At 47.4% G+C, this 17,838-nt stretch carries 17 protein-coding genes; 4 read left to right on the top strand and 13 right to left on the bottom strand.

Annotation, left to right across the window (positions count from 1 at the left end):
• Together QUB12_RS33695 and QUB12_RS33690 are read right to left on the bottom strand one after the other, a co-directional pair.
• Window positions 1-525: transposase (locus tag QUB12_RS33695; RefSeq protein ID WP_333310529.1), on the bottom strand; the 525-nt coding region annotated here is incomplete at its 3' end.
• Entirely contained in the window at window positions 485-1,117 is a 633-nt protein-coding gene (locus tag QUB12_RS33690) for a helix-turn-helix domain-containing protein (RefSeq protein WP_333139254.1), read from the bottom strand. The genes QUB12_RS33690 and QUB12_RS33695, both read right to left, overlap by 41 nt.
• Window positions 1,118-1,432: 315 nt before the next feature.
• Here QUB12_RS33690 and QUB12_RS33685 point away from each other — a divergent pair, with 315 nt between their 5' ends.
• The 4 genes from QUB12_RS33685 to QUB12_RS33670 all read left to right on the top strand — a co-directional run bounded on the left by QUB12_RS33685 (window position 1,433) and on the right by QUB12_RS33670 (window position 4,668).
• Window positions 1,433-2,146, top strand: coding sequence for a PspA/IM30 family protein (locus QUB12_RS33685; RefSeq protein WP_333139252.1), 714 nt, complete (start codon window positions 1,433-1,435; stop codon window positions 2,144-2,146).
• 10 nt (window positions 2,147-2,156) lie between these two features.
• Window positions 2,157-3,098, top strand: a complete 942-nt coding sequence (locus QUB12_RS33680) for a phosphate ABC transporter substrate-binding protein (RefSeq protein ID WP_333139251.1) — start codon at window positions 2,157-2,159, stop codon at window positions 3,096-3,098.
• Between the two features lie 242 nt (window positions 3,099-3,340).
• Window positions 3,341-3,979 (top strand): lysophospholipid acyltransferase family protein, encoded by a 639-nt coding sequence (locus tag QUB12_RS33675; RefSeq protein WP_333139249.1) that lies wholly within the window; start codon window positions 3,341-3,343, stop codon window positions 3,977-3,979.
• Window positions 3,980-4,134: 155 nt separating this feature from the next.
• Entirely contained in the window at window positions 4,135-4,668 is a 534-nt protein-coding gene (locus QUB12_RS33670) for a hypothetical protein (RefSeq protein ID WP_333139247.1), read from the top strand.
• A gap of 266 nt (window positions 4,669-4,934) precedes the next feature.
• Here QUB12_RS33670 and QUB12_RS33665 read toward each other — a convergent pair whose 3' ends face one another.
• The 11 genes from QUB12_RS33665 to QUB12_RS33615 form a co-directional block, all read right to left on the bottom strand.
• Window positions 4,935-5,480 (bottom strand): GAF domain-containing protein, encoded by a 546-nt coding sequence (locus tag QUB12_RS33665; RefSeq protein ID WP_333139245.1) that lies wholly within the window; start codon window positions 5,478-5,480, stop codon window positions 4,935-4,937.
• Between the two features lie 165 nt (window positions 5,481-5,645).
• Complete coding sequence (locus QUB12_RS33660; protein ID WP_333139243.1) at window positions 5,646-6,236, bottom strand: YdcF family protein; 591 nt, start codon at window positions 6,234-6,236, stop codon at window positions 5,646-5,648.
• Window positions 6,237-6,965: 729 nt separating this feature from the next.
• Window positions 6,966-7,796, bottom strand: a complete 831-nt coding sequence (locus QUB12_RS33655; protein ID WP_333310528.1) for a GUN4 domain-containing protein — start codon at window positions 7,794-7,796, stop codon at window positions 6,966-6,968.
• A 150-nt stretch (window positions 7,797-7,946) separates the two neighbouring features.
• Complete coding sequence (locus QUB12_RS33650) at window positions 7,947-9,089, bottom strand: hybrid sensor histidine kinase/response regulator (RefSeq protein WP_333310526.1); 1,143 nt, start codon at window positions 9,087-9,089, stop codon at window positions 7,947-7,949.
• Between the two features lie 150 nt (window positions 9,090-9,239).
• A complete protein-coding gene (locus QUB12_RS33645; protein WP_333310524.1) occupies window positions 9,240-11,909 on the bottom strand; it encodes a GAF domain-containing protein in 2,670 nt (889 codons plus the stop codon).
• A gap of 14 nt (window positions 11,910-11,923) precedes the next feature.
• Entirely contained in the window at window positions 11,924-12,139 is a 216-nt protein-coding gene (locus QUB12_RS33640) for a hypothetical protein (RefSeq protein ID WP_333310523.1), read from the bottom strand.
• 852 nt (window positions 12,140-12,991) lie between these two features.
• On the bottom strand, window positions 12,992-14,125 hold the full coding sequence (locus QUB12_RS33635) for a glycosyltransferase (protein WP_333310521.1): 1,134 nt from the start codon (window positions 14,123-14,125) through the stop codon (window positions 12,992-12,994).
• 10 nt (window positions 14,126-14,135) lie between these two features.
• The gene (locus QUB12_RS33630; RefSeq protein ID WP_333310519.1) at window positions 14,136-14,780 is read right to left on the bottom strand and encodes a DUF4291 domain-containing protein; all 645 of its coding nucleotides are present in this window, start codon (window positions 14,778-14,780) and stop codon (window positions 14,136-14,138) included.
• Between the two features lie 377 nt (window positions 14,781-15,157).
• Window positions 15,158-16,306 carry an NAD-dependent epimerase/dehydratase family protein gene (locus QUB12_RS33625; protein ID WP_333139230.1) on the bottom strand — a complete coding sequence of 383 codons (1,149 nt, stop codon included), beginning with the start codon at window positions 16,304-16,306 and terminating at the stop codon, window positions 15,158-15,160.
• A 110-nt stretch (window positions 16,307-16,416) separates the two neighbouring features.
• On the bottom strand, window positions 16,417-17,007 hold the full coding sequence (locus QUB12_RS33620) for a chromophore lyase CpcT/CpeT (protein ID WP_333139228.1): 591 nt from the start codon (window positions 17,005-17,007) through the stop codon (window positions 16,417-16,419).
• A 222-nt stretch (window positions 17,008-17,229) separates the two neighbouring features.
• Window positions 17,230-17,442, bottom strand: coding sequence for a helix-turn-helix transcriptional regulator (locus QUB12_RS33615; RefSeq protein ID WP_333139226.1), 213 nt, complete (start codon window positions 17,440-17,442; stop codon window positions 17,230-17,232).
• Between the last annotated feature and the right edge of the window lie 396 nt (window positions 17,443-17,838).

Here is a 17,838-nt window from a genome sequence, read left to right as displayed (position 1 = left end):
TTTATTCAAGCCACTTTTAGCTGACTGACCGTTCGGCAAATAAACCAAATTACCATTTTCAACATCAGTCTTGGGCTGGGCACGTCTAGTTAAATTTTTGACACTCAAATCTTCAACAACTAAAACATCACATTTACCGAATAGCTCATGTGCAGTTTTAAACTGAAAATCTAATCTAGCTCTAGCTACGAACTGATGGAGTTGGGAAATCTTGTCCTTGATGATTTTCCAAGGCTTGGAACCTTTAACTCTATTAGCTAACTTCGCTTGAAGCCTTGCTAATTTCTGGGTCGACTTCCTCAAGAATCTAGGATTCTCAACTCTTTCACCATTAGAAAGATCAGCGTAATTAGTGATCCCCAGATCGATACCAATAGTATTTTCGACCGTCGGCTGAATTTCTGCAACCGTTACGGGAACTGTTTTATCTTCTAGCGTCAAGGAAATATACCACCCATCCGCTTCTGGGATAACTGTACCCGTCTTAACCTTGAATCCTGTTGGTATTGGACGATGGAAAACCATAGGCACGCTTACCTATTTTTGCGAGGCTAATACAAATTCTATCTGGCTCGTCCTTAACAATATCAAGATTGTCTAGTTGAGGATAAGTGAAAGATTTGTAGTAATGAAGCCCTTTGAATCTGGGCTTACCTCTACGATTGCCATTTTTGTCGGGCGTGGTAAAGTTTGAGAAAGAAGTTTCCACTCTGTTGACGACATCTTGCAAAACCTGAGAATCTAACACTTTGTAATCAGGAAATAGCTTTTTTGTGTTTTTTAGGTCAGCCAATTGTATGGTTTGCCACTGTACATATCCGCCTTCAATGTTCGAGAAAACGTCACCTTTCCTGGTCAAAGGATTGCCTGACTCATCCTTTTTTCTGCCGTCCCTAGTTTGCACCCTAGTTAAGGGGATATCTTGATAAATTTCCTCAATCGGGACTATAGAAACAATTAAAGGACAGGCGTTGATAGGTGTTCTCGTGGACTCCCACCACCTAAATCTTTCGCCCAGACGGTAGTTGTACTGCCTACGACAGAGTTCTAGATGAGTAGCAATTGTTGCTAGTTGGGGCTTGGTTGGCTTGAGGCGGTACTTATATGTGAGTTGCATAAAAAACTTCTTTTTTCGACCTACTTTAATATACCATTTTCCTACTACAATATTTAGAACGTATTTTAAAAGTTAAGGTTTTCGCAAAATCTAGTTGTCGGCTTCCGTCCGCGACATCCGACGCTTCTTTCCATCACGCGGGCGTAATTTATTCGGGGTACTTCGCGCAGCGCTCAGATGCGTCCCCTCTAAATATACCGAGGGACTTCCCGGCTGTTAGTTAATCAAAAATCGAGAAATCGATCGACCTGACGGGGCGATCGCCAAATCCTGATGTAGACTAGGCGTAAAAACCAAGCTTATCTGGATGTTTATATGAAAAAAGTCCTTTACTGGTTGATGGGCGACAAGGCAGGCAGAACCATAGTAGGTGCGTGGAACTGGATGTGGGGACTGCCCGTGGAATCCGGCGGCCAGGTGTCGGTGGCGGTAGCCGAAGAGTCACTGCGATCGATGCAAGAATCAGTGCAAAAGCTAGCAGTAGCAGTCTCCACCCAAGTTGCAGCCTACCAGCGCGCCAAAACTAAATATGAAGAAAAAGTTAGGGAAATGCAAACCGTAGAGCGCCAAGCCATCACAGCCCAGCGCAACGGCAACGAAGAAGCAGCCCGCTTGGCAATGGCGAAGGTAATTCAGACAGAACAAATCCTGCCGCAATTAGAATCCCAAGTAAAACAAGCCGAACAATACGTCAACGCTTCCAAAGACAAGCTAAATCGAGAACGGATGAAGCTGGAAGCCTACAAAACCGATATGCAAAATATGAAAGATATGGCCGAGATTAACGAAGCCCTCGGAGCCATATCCAAAGTCAACAACGACCTCAGTATAGATTCAGCTCGATCGCAATTTGAGCAAGCCAAAAACGCCGTCCACGGCCGCCACCTCCAACAGCAAGCTTTAGCAGAACTCTCTGAGAATCCCCAAGAAAGACTTCAGGCAGAATTAGACAATATGACCTTAGACGATGAAGTTAATCGCAGGCTACAAATGTTAGACGACTCCAACAACAAAGAACTTCCCAGCTAAGGACAATTTTATGGCTAAGAGCGGGCCTCCCCCCATAGTTTTTATCCTGTTATTTCTCTTGCTAGCCGGTGGCGGTTGGTTCTTTTTTCTCAACAAACCAGCATCGCAAGATGTTAGTAACAATCCCCCCACTCCCACACCTGCAGGCGATGGCGTCCCACTTCCCGTCGCACCCGTAGTTGGCGGCGCTTCGCCTGTTGCAGCTAGTTCCTTTGCGCTTCCAGCTTCTGTTCCTGCGGGTACGGCGGTGAGAATCGACGGTTCCACCAGCAGGGTGACAATCAATCAGAACCTCAAGAACGGCTTTCAAGGCAAATTTTCCGGCACGAGAGTCGATACCAAAGCGAACGGTTCTGAAAAAGGAATTCAGGATTTGGCGGCGGGAACAGCCGATATTGCAGCGGTATCGCGACCTTTGACGGCTCAAGAACAAGGTCAGGGTTTGGCTGCTGTGCCCGTTGCCCTAGATACGATCGCCCCTGTAGTCGGCATTAACAACCCCTTCAAAGCAGGTTTAACCTCCGCTCAAGTTCAAGATATCTTCAAGGGAAATGTTCAAGACTGGTCGAAAGTCGGCGGCCCGGCAGGCCAGATTAAAGTAATTAACAGACCGGCAGTTAGTGGCACTCACCAAACGTTTAAAGAACAAGTGCTCGGAGGTGGCAAGTTTGGTACGACGGCAAATATTACCACGCTCGATCGAGATGCTACAACTCCCCTGCTGCAAGCTTTAGGCAACAACGGCATTGGCTATGCGACTTTCGCTCAAGTAGCCAATCAGAGAACGGTGCGCGTTGTTCCCGTTAACGGTGCGACGCCGGATGCGGGTAACTATCCTTACAAACGGCAGTTGTACTACGCCTACAAAAACCCTCCTAGCCAAGCAGTTAAGGATTTCTTGGGCTACGCGACTTCTTCCGAAGGACAGAAAGCTATGCTGGCTGGAAATTGAGCCTTTGCAAAGTTTTGAAATTCAGGAATTCACCAGAATAAATTCTGGCGCTACACAAGCAAATAGTCCGCCAGAATAAATTCTGGCGCTACACAAGCAAAGTCCGCCTGCGCGGACTATATTCTTCAGTCCGCGCAGGCGGACTTCGTTTGACAAGAAGCGGTTTCAACCGCCGAATAATCTCAAACGGACTCGATCTGATAGGCTAATATTCGATGTAATTTAAAATTTAAGGTTTTTCTGTGAGCAAAAGTCGCGAACCCGTCGAAAGTTTACTTCTCTACTATTTATTCAAATGGTCAATTGTCAGCCCGATGCTGCACCTATACTTTCGGGGCCGCATCTATGGTGCAGAAAATGTTCCGACAGAAGGGCCGCTGGTGGTAGTCAGCAATCACGCCAGCGATTTTGACCCGCCGATTTTGTCTAATTGCATGAGGCGGCCGGTCGCATTTATGGCAAAGGAAGAGTTATTTAAAGTTCCTATTTTGAAGCAGGCAATTACGCTTTACGGTGCTTATCCAGTGAAGCGGGAAAGTGCCGATCGCAGTGCAATTCGATCGGCTATCAACTCTTTGGAAAATGGCTGGGCGACGGGTGTATTTTTGCAGGGAACTCGCACCCCAGACGGCAGAATTACTGAACCGAAATTAGGTGCGGCGCTGATAGCTGCTAAGGCAAAAGCGCCGCTGTTGCCTGTTAGTTTGTGGGGAACTCACGCGATTTCGTCGAAAGGTTCGGGAATGCCGCGTCCGGTGCCGCTGACGGTGCGAATTGGCAAGCTAATTGAAGCGCCCGGTTCTTCGGATCGCGAGGAGTTGCAAGCGTTGACTCAAAGATGTGCGATCGAGATTAATGGGATGCACGATTTGGGTCGCTGATTTTATAACTTTTGTTGCGGTTTTTCAGGTTATATCTACAGATAGATGAATGCTGAAGATAAACATCGAAAAATATCAATATAAGTGATTGAAAAACAAGCGCAATAATTAGGCTTGAATTTGAGTTTAATTTGACAGGGGATAAGAAGAAAGATATGGTAACAAGCAATCAAACCCGCGCGTTGGGATTGTTTTCTAACCGCGAAGATGCCGAGCAAGCTCTGACAGAATTGAAATCTTCCGGGTTTCCAATGGATAAAGTTTCGGTTGTTGCTAGGGATGCAGGTGAGTCTGTAGGCGATACTCAAACTAGCACTCAGGTGGGCGAGAAAAATCTAGACACAGGATCAGCAGTGGTTGGAGAAACTCTGACAAATAGTGCTTTAGCCAGCTTCCTAGTGGGTCTCGGAAGTTTAGCTATTCCCGGAATCGGGCCGATGATTGCAGCGGGGACTTTCGGCGCCTCACTGGTGGCTACCGTAGCAAGCACTGGCGTCGCGGCTGCGAATTTCGGTGGAGTGGTGAAAGCCTTGACTGACTTGGGAATTCCCGAAGAAACAGCGAGAATTTACACCGATCGCCTGCGGGCCGGCGATTATTTGGTGGTAGTAGATGGCGCTGAGGATGATATTAGTCGGGCTCAAGGGGTTTTCAGCAGTCGGGGCATCCAAAATTGGGGCGTTTTTTAAACAGGAATTGTGCACTAAGTCTATCCCTAGGGCGATGCACACCTCACCATTGGTGAGAACCATTAGCTCAAATTTAGTACCCGACTTTTGTGTAAAAATTAGCGCATCGATCCCCCCTAACTTAAAAAGGGGGGAACCGGAAACGGTGTTTCTTCCCCCGGAAAGGGGATTGAGATCCGGCTAAAACCCCGATCGAGACCGGGTTTTAGTCTTAAGTTGACATTCATTCATTGCCCACCCGATCCCTACAGGTAAATTATTGATTTTTATCGCTCATCTTTTGATGCTGAGGCGGTGACATAAGCGACAGCTAAAGGCGAAATTTTTTCTGTAACTGCTGCGATAACTTGGCGATCGAAGTCAGTCCAAACTCTGGGGCGATCGAACATACAAGGCTGCAAAACCCCCCACAATAAGCCGTCAGCACAAAGGTGAGCATGAATCAAAGCTCGATGTCCGAACTCTTTTGCCTCAAAATTTTTGTTGACTACTTCAGGATTTGCTGTCTCAACATCCTCAACAAAAATCGACGGTTTAGTTCGCAAAGCTGCTGCAAACAAAGGGTCTTCTTCCCCTAAAGATTCCGGTTCTTTTTTCCATTCCGCGTCCCCAATCTCTGGAAAGTTCGAGTTGCGACGCCAGCAGTAAGGTACTCTGCCTCTTTGCGTTTCAGGATTGCGGAGGTAGAGAAAGACCCGATCGCAATTTAACACCTCGCCTAAAGCCGGCACCAAAGCCGAAAAAACAGCATCCGGCGTTTTGCTGTCACTCAAAATTTTATCCAGAACTTGCGGCAGAATTTGCTCAGTCATTAACTTTAGCTTTTGAAGTTCATCTATTAATTTTAAACTACTCCTTCTCTTCTTTTACGAATTTGTCATCAGCGTCTTCGCGGTTCGTTAAATCGCTAGAGGAGACAAGTTTTAAAACCAGAGGGAATGGAAAAAAATTAAAACTTGCTCAATGCTTTCCTTTGTTTATTCCATTCTGGCTTGGCTGAAGTTAGCACCTGTATAACCGGTTGTCAGCCAAAGAATAGCCCTAGCGCCGTCGCGAACAGCTTTTTCCATTGGTTCGGGGGTTCGCCCAGACGGAACTGCCACAGGCTTAAAACTAATGCCTCGACTGCCGAGTACGATTTCGCCGATAATCTGAGCTCGCCGCATATGATCGTCTGAAGTGATCAGATACACGCTCTCAATCCCTCTAGCTTTCAATTCATCTACCAGGGTAGTAAAATTTGTTACTGTATCCACCGCTCTGTAGTCTAAGTGTACGCGATCGGACTCAATTCCCGCTTCTGAAAACACCCATTCCGCGAACTCAGGATTGCTGCCAGACGACACCCAAATCGGCAATTCAGGGTGATCCAGAGCAAATTTGGCGGCAAACACCTCTCGCTCCGTAGCCCCACCTAGAACTAACACAGCTTGGGGTCTCTGAAATTCGCTCTTAACCTGCTGATAGCCAAACCAGCACGCCATCAAAAGCCCTACTAGGAACCAAAAACTGCGTGAAGTATTCAAAGGCTGGTAACGCCGCGTGTTTGAATTGATTCTTAACCACATCTAAACCTATAAAAATTTTATGTAACTCACAAAGGAACCATAGCAAAAAATACCGCACGTATAGCCCACTAACAGGAATTAAAAATTAAAATTTAAAAAAGGGTCGGGGGATCATAGATTTTAGATTTTAGATTTTAGATTTTAGATTGACTCTACGCTTGTGGTGGGCTGAAACAGGTGATTTTAGATTTGAGATTTCAGATTTTAGATTTCCGATGGATTCTATAGAGGTTCTGCGTAAGTCCTCGTGTTCAACCAAGTATTCGTCTGTGGGCGAATTCGTTAGCGGATATGCAAAAAAGAGGGGCAAAACTTAGGCTTACCCCTCCTGCTGTTAATTTTTCTTGGTTTTTAACGGGACTGGCCGGGTTCGAACCGGCGGCCTAGCGCTTCAGATTTGTGTGAGTTTCCCCACTCTCTGGACTATACCTTCACCATATGCTTGCAGCTTTTAGGTGGTGACCGTCTAGTCTCTAAACCTTCCTGATTTCAATATAGGCGATTGTTTAATCGCCCTGAACTCAGGCTTGGCTTGGTATTGCCTTAGAGTCATAGGAACCCACGAACTCTTTAGGTTTCACCAAATTTGACCACATTCACTCCTAGAGTTTCCTCGCAGGGTGCCCGATTCTTCAGGAGGCGCTTGCTCTATCCATCTGAGCCACAGCCCCAGTTGCTAAACCGTTTTGATTATAGCAGTTAATGTCGATTTTGATTTTTTTTTGATGATTACCGATCGCCAGTTGCGAGTTTCGCAGCGATGCGGGCAAAGTTTTCTGCTGCGGTGAGTTTACCAGCACCGTAACAGGCGCGCTGTCTCCATGCGGTGACGGGGAGATGTCCCAGGGGAGCATCTTCGTTGAAGGAGAGCTCGCTGTAATATTTCCAATTTTCCTTGACTCGCCAGCCGACGCGATCGCAAAATTCAGTATAATTTGCCTCGGTACTTTCCCAAATCTCCTGCTGCACGCTCAACCCGAACCGCCCGCTGCTGTATTGTTGCCAAAGTTTGTCGATCGTGCGAAGGTCTGTAGGAGGAAAACTGTCAATATCGGCTGCACTCAGCCAGCCTTCGTCTTCCCTGACAGCGATTTGCAGCAAGATTTCCCAAGTGTGTTCATCAGCTTTGCGCCATTTTCCAGTTTCTAATAGCTTTGTCAGTTGGCGGTAGTCCATCCCCACTTCGGAAATAGCCGGAGTTGTGGCAGGTATACCGCCGATTTTGTCTTCTAGTCGCAGTAGAGTGCTGACAATCAATTCGGGGTTTAGTTGTTCGAGGCGGTACAGAACCCATTCTAACTGAGATTGCAGGTACGTGCGGGCGATCGCACCTTGCTGCAATTCCCCATGCAACTCATCAAATTTAGCTGACCAATTTTGTTGAGTGCGGGTCAATTCCCACATTTGTTTGGCCCACTGCAATCTAACTTGTTCTTTTTTTAAATAAGTTTTGGAAGGCTTAGCACGTTGCGGGTAGGGAGTCACATCCCAGCCGCAAATCGAGCAAAACTCTGCTTTTTCTTCTCTGTATTCAGCACCGCACACTGGACAGTTAGACATATTGCCATAAATTCGGTTGCCAAGTAATTATAGGACATATGGTAAATTAACCCTAATTCGATTAGGTACGCACGGAACACCCTAGAATTACAGTTTATCTGTACTAATGTGCGCCTTTCGCACCCCAAAGTTAGGGTAAATTATACTGTTCTAACAAGGCAAGCGAATAGTAAACAAACTGCCTTTGCCCAACTCTGATTCTACCTCGATCGTGCCGCGGTGAGCTTCGACTATTTGGCGGCACAGGTGTAGCCCCAAACCTGTGCTGGATTTCTTGTGAGTTCCCGAGCTAAACCTTTCAAATAACTTTGCTTGTTCGGTGGGAGAAATGCCGGCGCCGGTGTCTTTGATTTCTATGATTACCCATGCCAGCGGTTGGTTTTTGAAGCTCGTATAAGCAGGTGAATTGGCAGCTTTTAAGCTGACATCTATTGAGCCATTGTCGGTGAATTTAATCGCATTTCCGATGAGATTTGTTAGCAAGCGGTGCAGTTCCAGACGATCGCCCGGATACTTCGCAATCGGTGCACTTTCTGCACTTTCTGTCAAGTCTAAATTTATCGACAAACCTTTAGCATCCGCTAGCGGAGCTAGTTCTTCAGCTACCTCAGTAATAAGCTGGCGCAAGTCCACTGGAGCGAAACTTAGGGATTTGCGGCCTGCTTCGTAGCGGTAGACTTCCAGCAGCATATTTACCATCGCGATCAGGTTTTTGTTGCTGCGAACCATCGTCCCGAAAGCGTCGCGCATGGGAAGCGAAATTTCTCCCAAAGCTCCCTGCTGCATTAAACTTAGCATTCGATCGGCTGCTACGAGGGGCGTCCGCAAGTCGTGAGCGAGTCTGGAGACAAAATCTTCGCGCTGGAGGGCGATCGAATTGCGCTCGTCTACGCTGTGTTTTAGCCGCAGGAGCGATCGTACCCTCGCCAGCAGTTCGTCCATTTCGACTGGTTTGCGGATGAAATCGTCTGCTCCCATGTCCAATCCCTGCACTACGCTGGCACTGTCGTGAGCAGTGATCAGCAAAATCGGCATAAAGGGCAATTCCTTATTGTCTCGGATTCGTTTAGTGACTTCGTAACCATCCATTCCCGGCATCATCACGTCTAGCAGTACCAAATCCGGGGCTGACTTGTCAATTTGACTCAAGGCAGAAAAGCCGTTTTCGGCGGTGCTAATTTCGTAACCTTCTTCTTCTAGGATTGTCTGAACCAACAAAACATTATCTGGTGCGTCGTCTACCACCAGAATCCGATCGGCTTTTGTGGCATTCGGAACAGATAAATAACTCATTTAATTGTTAGCCTGGAAATAAATACTAACTTTAATATGGCATCCGATTTATGTTTTCACATTTTTCCACTTCTTAACTCTGTCATAAGGAATATATCAAAAGTTTATCAAATCTTTTTACTTTTGAGCACTCGGATGTAATATAATCTACTACTTGGTTGTCATAGTATGCACGCCGTCCCAATCATCGGGCGGGGGTACTTCCAAATAGCTTAGGGATCGGTCGAGGTGAACTTCCACAGGTCGATCGTTCGGTCGCATAGCTAAAGCCGCTTCAAAACAATTAATAGCTTTGTGAAAATTTCTAGCAATATAAGCATCCCGACCGTTGCTGTAAAGTTCCAAAAACCGAACGGTTTCCCCATCAATGGGTTCAGAACTATTTTGCAGCAACTCGTAAATACCCACCGGCTGATTTTTTCCCTTAACCCGCACCTTGTCCAACTCTCGCACCCAAATCCCTTCGCGACACAAACTGTATGTAAATTCGCTCAAAATTATATCGCAGCCGTACTCCTTTGTAAGCTGTTCCAAGCGCGAACTCAAATTCACCGCATCCCCGATTACCGTGTAATCCATCCGCTTTTGGGAACCAATATTTCCCGAAACCACCTCTCCCGAACTAATCCCAATTCCGAAGCGAAACGGATCTGCACCGGGGCGAGAATCATTAAACTCTTTCAAACGGCGGCGCATATCTAAAGCCGACTGAACCGCCATCCAACCGTGACTTTCCGGAGGATTCAGCGGCAGGGGCGCGCCGAAAACCGCCATTAAAGCATCGCCGATAAACTTGTCTAAAGTGCCTTCGTAGTGGAAAACGGCCTCCACCATCGTCTCAAAATATTCGTTCAGCAGGGATACCACATCGGACGCTCCCAAATTTTCGGTCAGCGTGGTATAGCCGCGAATGTCGGAAAATAAAATAGTGACTTCTTTGCGTTCGCCCACCATCAGGGCGCCTTCACCCAAGGCCATCACTTTATCTACGACTCCAGGAGTCAGGTAGCGGTACATCGTATTTTTCATCCGCTTTTCGTGGCTGATGTCTTCGAGTACCACTAAACCGCCGCGCACGCCGCCCTCTGGATTGAGCAGCGGGTTGACAGTCAAATTCAAACTACGTTCAATTACTTTTATTCGAGCGGCGGGGATGGGCAGCGGACAATAAGGGTGATACAGGGCAGAATTTCGCAGCGCAAATAGAGATTGGGCATTAGCTAATTCTGCCAGCGCTACTTCCTCAGTCCACGCGCGGTTTTCGCCCCAAGCGTAATATAAATTAGGATCAGTGCGATCGGGCACGGCCAAAATATAACTTTCTTCTTCTTCTTCTTCTTCTTCTTCTTCTTTTTGTTGAGAATTGAGCGTTTTTTCTACCAACAGTCCCACAGTTAAACTTTGTTCGGGAACGTAATGTCTGGCAGCATTGTTGAGACTGTCTTCGAGTCGAAATTGCAAATTTTCGATCGGCACAACTTCCCAAACATAGCGATTCACCAGTTTATCTTCCCAAATCTGGGGATTTGGTTTGCTTTTAGCTTGATTTACCGGACAGCCCAACAATTCTAGGGCTGCTTCGTTGATAGTCACCACTCGCCCCTTCAAATCAGTGGAAATCACTGCATCAGAAAGACTTTGCAGCATATCTTTCTGATACTGCTTTTCCACCATCACGTTCTGAAACAGTTGAGAATTTTGCAACGCCATTCCTGCTTGGGAATTAAACGCTCGCAAAAACTCTTCGTCGGAAGGGGTGAAAGTACCTTGGTTCTTATTAATTAGCTGAGTTACCCCGATCAGCTCACCTTTAGCGTTATGCACCGGCATACACAAGACAGTCCGAGTGCGGTATCCCGTTTGCTGGTCTGTAGAGGGATCAAAGCGGGGATCGTCGTAAGCATCTGTAATATTTAGAGGTTGACCAGTCGAAGCCACGTAGCCAGCAATTCCCCTATTCGCAGGAAGGCGGACTTCCATCATCGTTGTGCCGTCAGCCTTAGCTAATTTTGTCCAAAGTTCGTTGGTTTCCCGATTTAACAAAAATAGCGTGCTGCGATCGGCCTGCATCAAGTCGCGAGCTTGATCCATGACAGAGCGCAAAGTGGTTTCCAAGTCAAGACTTTGACCCAAAGTCGTGGTCGCTCTCAAAAGTGCGGCAACCCCTCGCTGGTTGCGGGCCACGACGTAGAAAGACTGACAGCTTTCGAGAATAATCCCGATCGAATCTGCAAAAGCCTGGAACTGCTGTTCGTCTTCCTCGCTAAAGGAGACTTTGCCAGCTTTATTTAACAGTCTGACCACCGCCACGGGTTCCTGTTGGCTCTTGCTGCTAAAAATCGGCATACACAGCATGGTCTCGATCTGGTAGCCCGGTGGTTCGTCTACTTCGGTATTAAAATACTCGTGCGATCGAGCTTCGGCGACATTTATCGATTTTCCGGTTGTTGCTACGTAGCCTAAAATGCCTGCATCCATAGGCAAGCGAACTTCTACATCTTCGCCCGTAAGTGGATCGGCTGTTTTGTGCCACAGTTGATTTTTGTTGGAGTCAACCAAAAAAATAGTTGTCCGGTCTGCTTGCAAAATTTGACCAATTTTGACAGTGAAGGCATCTAAAAGTTGCTCTAAGAGACTTTCGAGTGCTTCATTGTTAATCAGGTCCATCGCCCGGATAAATTGCTGAAATTCAGCCGTGATAAAGTCCAGCAGGCACACTAATTCAGGAACTGGCAGGCTCTTAACACGGGAGGTCAATGCCCCCATAAAATTGACTTGAGTCAGTGTAGCCAGAACGCTACCAGTATTGGAGAATGTCATGATTAACTGCTTGCTCAGAGGGGTAGACTGACCGCAGGTCGATCGGCGCTAGATTCGGCGGCGGTGCAAACTCTTGAATTTGTTTGCCAGCGCATCGGCACTCGCTTGTCGTTTTGATGAATCGTGAGTTCAAAAGTGGCGCACGCAACTTCAGTTTGCTTGTTATGTATGCTCGATCGATCTTTTTTCCAACCTCGATAAGCTGTTGCGGCATTTAAATTGTCTGTCAAAAAACAATCTAACTCTTGTGGGGAGTAGGGGTTGGGCGTCCCGCCCGCCCTGAATATGCAATTAAAAGGCGCGACAGCTTACTGATGAGGGTTCGTCAATTCAAGCTGAACTTGAGTTCGCAAAACAGAAGGCCTGAAAATTAGGTGACAGGCTTTAGTTCGATCGAGAGTGCAGTGTGGATTTGACGCTCTGTGCTCGGCCCCAGCGCGCGGTGTGACAGTTTTAGCGCACTCGGCGACCGTATCCGGTCAGGTAAAGGGCGCTATGAAAGCAGCGCGCAAGGCATTCCTACAGAGCTTACTCATAGTTTAATGGTAAACGCAACAGATACATTTAACCCGGTAAATCCAGGATTGCGCCTCGATATACTGTGTATGGCAGATCAGGCATCGCTTTTAGCGATCCCTAATAGGGAGGTATCTCTCAAAGCTTTCAACAAAATATTGAAAGCGCTATTCAATGCGTTACGCTTTTGGGGGCTGATCCGTTACGCTTACTACGAAACTTTTTCGCTTAGTCCGATGCTTCGGCGCTGGTTTTAAACGGTAGCCTATCCTATTACATACTAAGCTGTTCGACATTCAAACTGCACTATTTGTGGGCCAGACCCCATACTGCAAGGGGTTGAGGCAATAAATTTAAATGACTAACAGCTTACCAATGTCTACCGCTATCTTCTAAGAGTTTACAAGAATTCGTTTACTATACGAAAACAGCAGGATAACGACGGTAATTTATGCAGCAAAAAAGTTCGATCGGTCTTTGAAAACATCCCTATTCAATACCAACTGACGATCGAACAGCCAAGCTAAGCTGGCGGCGATGTTTAAAGGTGCTACAGATCCTGACATTTAGGCCGCTCTGGGCATAGACTCGGCAAACACCACTGATTGATAGTACCGCTGCAGTTGTGCGGCGGCGGCGGCCCAACCCCAGCGTTCGGCTTCTCGGCGAGCGTTGTGGCGCAGGGTTTCCCGTTCTTCGGGATTCGCAAACAGACGCTTAGTGGCGGCGAGTGCTCCTTCTTCGTCGGCGGGGTCAAATAAATATCCGTTAACACCGTCGGTGACGATATCGGGAATTCCGCCGCTGCGCGCCGCCACTACAGGCGTCCCCGCAGCCATTGCTTCTAGGAGCACTAAGCCCAGGGTTTCGGTGCGGGAGGGAAAAATGAAGGCGTCGGCGGATGCGTAAGCTCTGGCGAGTTCTTGCCCCTTGAGGTAGCCGACAAAATTGGTGGGTGTACCGGCAAAATATTGTTCCAGGGTTTGCCGATGCGGGCCGTCTCCCACTAAGGCGAGGCGGGCATCGGGAATCGCTGCGAGGACTGGTTTGATGCGTTCGATTTCTTTTTCTGCACCGAGGCGGCCGACGTACAGCAGCAGGGGGCTGTCTGGGTTATTTGCAGAAAGGCGCGATCGCATTTCTCGACTTGCCAATTCCGGGACAAACATTTCAGTATCTACACCCCGCTGCCACAAATCTACCCGCTCAATGCCGTGGGTTCTCAATTCTTCTACCATTGCTGTAGAAGTACATAAATTCAGTTCTGCTTGGTTGTGAGCACCTTTGAGCAATTCCCACAATAAAGGTTCGAGGACTCCAAAACCGTAGTGGTGCAAATATTTGGGCAAATGCGTGTGATAAGAAGCCAAAATCGGAATGTTGAACTTTTTCCCGTAATATATACCGCCCAATCCCAAAATAGCGGGATTGACAACATGAATAATATCAGGTTTAAACTGCTCTAATTGGCGACCGACAGCCGGAGAAGGAAGTGCCATTTTCAATTCCGGGTACATCGGCAAAGGCAAACCCTCCACACCGTAAACTCGTGCGCCTTTGTATTCTTTAATCCCGTAATCTGGAGAAAATATCAGAACTTGTTCGCCCGCGCGCTGCAAGTGATCTACAGTGTGAATCAGTCTAGTGACAATGCCGTCTATTTTCGGCAGGAAAGTTTCAGTGAAAAGAGCGATTCTCATAATAAATTGTTTAGGAAACCGATGATAATCCTAGCCTCTGGAAGATGTCGGGGTCGATGACAGGATACACTGCCTCGCAGGGAGTCAGTAATTGCGTGCTATCGCCTCCATTATATTGACGCTGTTGCTGTACGAATTGGGAAATATCCTCGATTTTAACAATCCATTCTCGCGCGTAACGAGCTAAAACACTGCCGCGCAAACCGAGTTGAATTGCCCGCCGATCCATTTTCGATCCATTTGGGTGATGGTCCGGGTCCCATTGCAGCCGTACAGCCGAATTTTTAACAGCTTGTTGCCATTCTTTTTCGCTTCCATACACTGCTGGAACGAAATTAGAATGGACAGCAGATGCTAAAATTTCGTCAAAAGCCGAGCGCTTCAGCCAAATAGCCAGAATTACTTCTTGTCCGGGTTTTGTTCCCCATTCCGATCGATACATCATCCATAGAAAATTTGGCTTAATCCAACTCATACGATTCAGGCTGAATTCCCCGCCGAAATAACCATTTTCCGCGGCAAAATGACCGATCGCCGGACGGTAGGCTTGGTACACTACGACCGTATGTTCATCAAATTGTGCCAGAATGTGACGACCTGTTTTCGGCCATTTACTTGCCTGGTTTAAGTAGGGCTCTGTTAGCAGCTTCACCACAACTAATTACTCTCGTGATGTTTCTGGGGGCAACATACAAACTCCGTGAATTCCTATCCCTACAATTATCCCGCCTCAAAGCAATCCCACACCTTCGGCAAAGCAATTAATTCTGTGAATTTCCTTTGCTGTTCTGGCAATTAATATTTCTGTTCCAGAGGCAAATGGGGCTTCGTTATGGAATTTTTTAATTAACCGCAGAGGACACAGAGGACACAGAGAAAGAGATAAAAAAGATAGATTATCGTAATATACAGCCAAATCCATTCAGAACTTGCGAACCCTTCTCCTCTCTTCCCTTCTTTTCTCTTACTTCGCGCCCTTCGCGCCTTCGCGGTTCGTTAAAAAGCTCTTTCCCCGCAGATAGAGGCCCGAACTTACTTCCAAGAAACCTTCGGCAAAATTTGGTTTTTATCGACACGGTGCTGATATTTTGTAGCAAAATTCAGCAGAGAATCGAGCAGGGAATCTGAGAGATAGTGCGGTTGCAAACCGAGGTCTAGCAAATTGGTGTTTTTGGCATTGAAATAATGTTCTTCTTTCTCGACTCTGGGATTTTCGAGGTGGTTGATTTCTACTTTTAATCCCATAGCCATCCCTGCTTTTTGCACCAAGGAGGCTAAGTCGCCGACGCTGAATTGTTCGGTGAATTGGTTGAAGACACGGAATTGTCCGGCTTCGGCAGGGTTGGCGATCGCCAATTCCACGCACCGCACGGTATCCCGAATGTCTAAGAAGCTGCGGGTTTGTCCGCCAGTGCCGTAAACCGTCAAAGGATGACCGATCGCAGCTTGGATGCAAAATCTGTTCAAGGCTGTACCGAATACTCCGTCGTAGTCCAAACGGTTGATCAACAGTTCGTCCATGCCTGTTTCATCTGTGAGCACGCCGTAGACGACGCCCTGATTTAAGTCGGTGGCTCTTAAACCCCAGATTTTGCAAGCAAAATGGATGTTGTGGGAGTCGTGGACTTTTGACAGGTGGTAGAAACTGCCTGGTTGTTTGGGATAGGGTAGTGTATCCTTGCGGCCGTTGTGTTCGATCGTAATGTAGCCTTCTTCAATGTCAATATTCGGCGTGCCGTATTCGCCCATTGTCCCCAATTTCACTAGGTGACAGTCGGGGAAGTCTTCGCGGATGGCGTACAGCAGGTTGAGTGTCCCGACGACGTTATTGACTTGAGTGAGGACTGCGTGTTCGCGATCGATCATTGAGAAAGGTGCCGAACGCTGTTCGCCGAAATGGACGATCGCCTCTGGTGCAAATTTTCTCATGCTTTTGCTGAGAAAATCGTAGTTGGTGATGTCACCGACGAACAAGTCGATCGACTTGCCCGTTAAATCTTGCCATCGCTGGAGTCTTTGCTGAATCGGTGCGATGGGAGTGAGGGTGTCGCTGCACAGTTCTAGATCCCAGTGCCGCCGCACGAAGCTGTCGAGGATGCCAACTTCGTAACCCTTGTTAGAAAGGTAGAGTGCGGTTGCCCAACCGCAATAGCCATCGCCACCAATAACCAGGACTTTCATAAATCAACGGTGAATCTTGCTTGCCAATACTGGGTTAATGTATCAGGTTATGGTGCATTCTGAACCTTTAATCAAGCGTGTTCGCCTAGGAAGGAGTCTGTTTTTTTTGATTAAACCTGAATTTCGTCGGCGAAACTGGCCCGGCGGGTGAATTCAAAGGGGCCGGCCTGGGCTCCCCAGACATGGGCGTCGGTTTCTGGGTCACGTCCGCGATCGTGGCTAATAAATTTGTCTTGGTCAATCTCGAATTCGCTGTCTAGATAGGTTTTTTTGCCCTTTCTGACCACCATGCAGCCTTTTCCTGGTTCGACAGACCCTTTGAAGCTGTTGCCCGTCCACTGCGTAATAAAGGTGCAGCCGGGAAGTAGTGTCAGTTGTTCTTTTTTGATTTCTTGCAGCCGTTGCGGGTCGCGGGCAGCGCCGTAGAATTGTTCTTCGTTTTCTATGGCATAATTTTCGATGTCGATTCGATCGCCCACCGGGATTAATTTTAAGACTCGGACTCGGTACGGTACATTCAGTTCAATATCGTAGGCTTGTTCTAGGTACAAGCTGAGCCCATCCAGAACTTCGACGGGCAAAGGCCTCATGCACACGCGGATGTGGGCGAAGAAGGGCGGGTTTTCAAAGGCTTGGGCTTGGTTGCTGAAGTCGGCGGCCATCCAGCGGGCGAGGGTGACGATATCGGTGGAATGAGTCATTTCGATTTTAGATTTTGGATTTTAGATTTTGGATTGAGGGAGTAGAAATTATTTTAGGGGATAGCGGGCGATCGGCTATAGAAGGTAGTTATATGGTTTACGAACAAGTAAAGAAACTGCGGCGATAAGTACGGCATTAATCAACGTATCCCATTAGCGAGATCGCCCTTTTCTTCTGCCAACTCTCGAATTTGTAGTCGAACTCGCCCCATTGGTTCGCCCTCAATCTTCCAAAACCTCAACCAAATCTTCCATTGTCACGTCGAAGGCGCGGGCAATTTTGTAGACAGCAGAAAGATCGACTGTATTCAAAGCATCGCGCCTCCCGTAGCTTTTTACTGTGTTGTAGTTGACTCCCGAGCGATCGGCAACTTCTTTGAACGTCCAACCTCTTTGCTCAGCTAGTTCTCGAATCCGCAATCTAACATATCCCATTAGCGCGATCGCCCTTACTATTCCAAAAACTCGACCAAATCTTCAACTAAACCAAAAGGAGTCCCGCGCTCTACCTGTACCCAGGTGAGCGTCGAGCGTCGGGAGGAATTTGCGTGAGCCAGGAGAGCCGCCCCGAACCAAACCGATGACTTTATGTGTCCGAAGGTGAGGGGCGGTCGATGAGCGAACAAATAATTTTTGCTACACCACTTGCTTTTGCCATCTTCACGAGATATAATTTTCTCAGCGTTCGTGAAAGTGATGCCTCAAATAATCACCGCCAAGCTAAAACTAAACCTGAATGCCGAGCACAAAGGTTTGGTGTCTCAGACTACCTTGGCTTATCGCGATGCCTTGAATCATACTTCGCGAGTTGCTTTTGATGCGAACAAAACC

The organism is Microcoleus sp. B7-D4 (assembly GCF_036705125.1).
GTDB lineage: Bacteria > Cyanobacteriota > Cyanobacteriia > Cyanobacteriales > Microcoleaceae > Microcoleus.
Note: the sequence above shows the minus strand (reverse complement) of the source record. Positions and strands in the feature narration are given on the sequence as shown.

Bases quoted from the DNA above. Each gene is read 5' to 3' on its own strand.
- QUB12_RS33690 (WP_333139254.1), bottom strand. From the start codon at position 1,117: ATGCAACTCACATATAAGTACCGCCTCAAGCCAACCAAGCCCCAACTA.
- QUB12_RS33685 (WP_333139252.1), top strand. From the start codon at position 1,433: ATGAAAAAAGTCCTTTACTGGTTGATGGGCGACAAGGCAGGCAGAACC.
- QUB12_RS33680 (WP_333139251.1), top strand. From the start codon at position 2,157: ATGGCTAAGAGCGGGCCTCCCCCCATAGTTTTTATCCTGTTATTTCTC.
- QUB12_RS33670 (WP_333139247.1), top strand. From the start codon at position 4,135: ATGGTAACAAGCAATCAAACCCGCGCGTTGGGATTGTTTTCTAACCGC.
- QUB12_RS33665 (WP_333139245.1), bottom strand. From the start codon at position 5,480: ATGACTGAGCAAATTCTGCCGCAAGTTCTGGATAAAATTTTGAGTGAC.
- QUB12_RS33660 (WP_333139243.1), bottom strand. From the start codon at position 6,236: ATGTGGTTAAGAATCAATTCAAACACGCGGCGTTACCAGCCTTTGAAT.
- QUB12_RS33655 (WP_333310528.1), bottom strand. From the start codon at position 7,796: ATGTCTAACTGTCCAGTGTGCGGTGCTGAATACAGAGAAGAAAAAGCA.
- QUB12_RS33650 (WP_333310526.1), bottom strand. From the start codon at position 9,089: ATGAGTTATTTATCTGTTCCGAATGCCACAAAAGCCGATCGGATTCTG.
- QUB12_RS33645 (WP_333310524.1), bottom strand. From the start codon at position 11,909: ATGACATTCTCCAATACTGGTAGCGTTCTGGCTACACTGACTCAAGTC.
- QUB12_RS33635 (WP_333310521.1), bottom strand. From the start codon at position 14,125: ATGAGAATCGCTCTTTTCACTGAAACTTTCCTGCCGAAAATAGACGGC.
- QUB12_RS33625 (WP_333139230.1), bottom strand. From the start codon at position 16,306: ATGAAAGTCCTGGTTATTGGTGGCGATGGCTATTGCGGTTGGGCAACC.
- QUB12_RS33620 (WP_333139228.1), bottom strand. From the start codon at position 17,007: ATGACTCATTCCACCGATATCGTCACCCTCGCCCGCTGGATGGCCGCC.
- QUB12_RS33615 (WP_333139226.1), bottom strand. From the start codon at position 17,442: ATGGGATATGTTAGATTGCGGATTCGAGAACTAGCTGAGCAAAGAGGT.